The organism is Microcoleus asticus IPMA8, from assembly GCF_013179805.1.
Lineage (GTDB): Bacteria > Cyanobacteriota > Cyanobacteriia > Cyanobacteriales > Microcoleaceae > Microcoleus > Microcoleus asticus.
This window is the reverse complement of the sequence record NZ_SRRZ01000255.1, coordinates 1-3,242: the sequence shown is the minus strand read 5'-3', so window position 1 is coordinate 3,242 and position 3,242 is coordinate 1. Positions and strand designations below refer to the sequence as shown.

The 3,242-nt window shown below is 46.0% G+C and carries 1 protein-coding gene and 1 pseudogene; both read right to left on the bottom strand.

Annotation, left to right across the window (positions count from 1 at the left end; genetic code table 11):
• Positions 1-204, bottom strand: a pseudogene (locus tag E5S67_RS31535) (hypothetical protein); the annotation flags it as partial.
• An 87-nt stretch (positions 205-291) separates the two neighbouring features.
• The coding region (locus E5S67_RS31530; RefSeq protein ID WP_172193357.1) for an ATP-binding protein at positions 292-3,242 on the bottom strand (2,951 nt) is incomplete at its 5' end.

Sequence of the window (3,242 nt, the reverse complement as noted above, 5' to 3'; positions counted from 1 at the left end):
TAGATTTTTGGCAATGGCATATTGGTTGCAAAATTGCAGCAGTTCGCTGAAGTTGGGATAGTCTCGCTTGAGCAGTTTGATCACAACTGGAAGCCGATCTATTTCTCGGATGGCTCGATAAACTAGGGTTCTGGAACCGCTGTACAGTTGCTCCGTCAGACGGTAGCCGGAAATGGTATCGATCAAATTTACAGGTGCATTCATTGTGGGCTATCCTCATCTTCAATATTGATTTTTAACAGTTAATCTGGATTTCGATCTGCGAGGTTGAACGGTGATAGCACTTCGACCTCACCCTTTCACCGGCAACAAGATTACAAATTCTGTTCCTTGATGCAGTGCAGAGTTGACCTCCAGCTCGCCTCCATGTTTTTCTACTACAATCTGGCGGGCGATTGCCAATCCCAATCCCGTTCCTTTACCTACAGATTTGGTGGTAAATAAGTGATCGAATATTTTTTGCTTCACTTCATCCGACATCCCTACTCCATTGTCTTTAATCCAAATCAAGACCCGTTTGCCTTCTTTGTCCGTAGCAGTTCGGATCGTGATTTGGTTAGGATTCGCTTTAAGTTCACTAAAGCTACGTTCCTTACTTGATTCTTCCAGCGCATCAATAGCATTAGCCAAAATATTCATAAAAACCTGATTCAACTGTCCGGGGAAACAGTCCACTAGAGGCAGCTTGCCATACTCTTTCACCACTTCAATAGCAGGCCGGCGCTCGCTGGCTTTTAAACGGTGCTTGAGAATCAAGAGAGTGCTGTCAAGTCCGTCGTGAATATTAAAAGGAACCGGGCGATAGGTATCTGCCCTCGAAAAAGTTCTCAAACTCGTACTGATATCGCGAATGCGATCGGCACCCTCATTCATGGAGTTAATCAGTTCGGGCAAATCTTCTCGCAAATATTCTAAGTCAATCTCCTCGATTTTTTCTTCAATTTTCGCTCCCGGCTTGGGAAAATGATCTAGATAGAGATCGATTAGCTCAAACAGATTTTGTACGTATTCCTGAGCCGGTTCTAAGTTGCCGGCAATAAAGCCTAAGGGATTGTTAATTTCGTGGGCTACCCCTGCGACGAGATTGCCGAGAGCAGACATCTTCTCACTCTGTACCAGTTGCAGTTGCATCTGTTTGAGATCGTTGAGATAAAGCTCTAGTTTTTGGGCATATTCCTGGGATTGCTGATACAGTCGGGCGTTCTGTAAGGAAATTGCTGCTTGCGAGCACAGGATGTTGAGGATGGCGACGCGATCGCTGGTAAAAGCGCCGATAGCAAGGTTGTTCTCCAGATAGAGTACGCCTAGCAGTTTTCCCTGATGGAGAATCGGCGCACACAACAGGCTCTTGGGCTGCCGGCGGATGATGTAAGGATCTGCCATCAGCGAAGAATCAGTTGTTGCATTACTAATCAGCGATGGTTGTAAGGTTCGTTTAACGCTGTTGATTAGCGCAATGGGAAGCTCCTGACTTTCCTCAAGCGGAATTGATAGCAGCACAGTCGAGCAGGAAGCGAATGTACTCATTGCTTCAACGATTAATTTATTCCCTTTGAGCAACAACAAGGCAGATTTGTCCGCGCCGGCATTTTCAATGACCACTTCCAGCAGCGTCGAGAGTAATCGCTCTAGATGAATTTCACTAGAGAGGGTTTGGGAGGCTTTGAGAACAGTTTTTATATCTAATACAGCAGATATGCTGCAGCTGCTGGATGTTGATGATTTGCTAATCGTATGGGATGAAATGGTATTCCTTTCAGGGAGCGTTATTTCTGATGCGAGCTGTAATTCATCCGGTTGCAAAATTAATGCTAAGAGTTCAGGATAGGATTGCTCCAGCTCGCTCACCTTAGCGGCTGCTCCCCAACGGGCGTAGCTATAGTAAGCATCGTGCAGGTAGTCTCTAGCAACGCGGGTTTTTCCCCACTCTAAATAGAATTTGGCGGCTAATTCGTTTGCCAGGGCAACTTCTTGTAAGTATTCATTCTCTGTCGCTCCAGCGATCGCGCGATCGTAGAATTCCAATGCTTCTGATTTGTGCCCTAATACTCGGTATCGTTCGGCTTCAACTAAATAAAATTTGTGCAAGTGATTTTCTGGCGTATGGTCAGCCCAAGTTTTCATTTTTTCCTGGTTTTTAGCCACCCGTTCGAGAATGCGTTGCTGTTGTGCCTCGGAAACCTGAGAATAGAGTGCCAGATGAGCTAGAGAATCGTACGTGTAGCAGATCGCAACAATGAATAAGCCTGTCGCGTTACCTATATAATTTTCGGCGGCAATTGCTGCTTCCACCGCCAGCTCAAACTTGCCAAACAGATAGCACAGATTCAGTTCGCTGGCATAGAAATAGTACAGCGCAGTTAGATCGCCCGATCGCTTCAAGGCTGGCAGGATTTCCTGGCGATCGAAGGCATCTCCAGTCAGTTGCCAAGGTTCAGCAGAATTGCCTACCAGATTCAAAATTGCTTGCTGAAAAACCGTCAAATGACTGGTAAGCCCTTCTTGGTTGAGGAGTCTGAGTTGCTCTCGGAAGGCAGCGCTTTCCCGGCTGAGTTCGTTTAATTCTCGACCGATAAACCAACAGTATGAGATGTAAGTGAATCCGCAAATAGCAGCCGATTCTAAATCTCCCGTTTCCAATCCTACTTCATAGCCTTCCCGGAGAAACGCTAAGGAGTTCTTGAGCGGCTCTTTCCAATGCCACACGCTACAGTGAATTGCAACATAGACTCTCGATTTCAGTTCTTTAGCATTGAAATGTTCGAGCAACTTCAGTGCTAGTTGTGCGAACTGATAGCCACAGTCAATCTCTCCTACCACCCCACAAAGCATCAGTCCATAGTAAGCATACCCATTTGCAGAAAATGAACTATTGCCATATTGAACGGATAAATTGACCTGTTCGAGGACAATAAACGGTAACAGCGCTGGAGTGGCAACAAAGGCAGCAGCAGAAACAGCGGCAAGAATCCGTACAACTGCTAACTTATGGGGATCTCTCATCTGAGGCAGAGTTATTAAGTCCAGCGGTTGCCTTCCAGCCAAGATGGATTTAGTAGCCTCAAATGCCCGCGTAACATCCGATTGACTGGGTTGCTCCGGAAGCTTGTTTCCCAAACGTTCCACAATCTTGAGGGCAATCTGCACTGCCTCTAGAAATTGATGTTGGGCTTGAGCAGCTTGAATTTGAATTTCATAGACCTTAATCGTATCCAACAGAGTTCTAGAGCGTTCTGCAATGA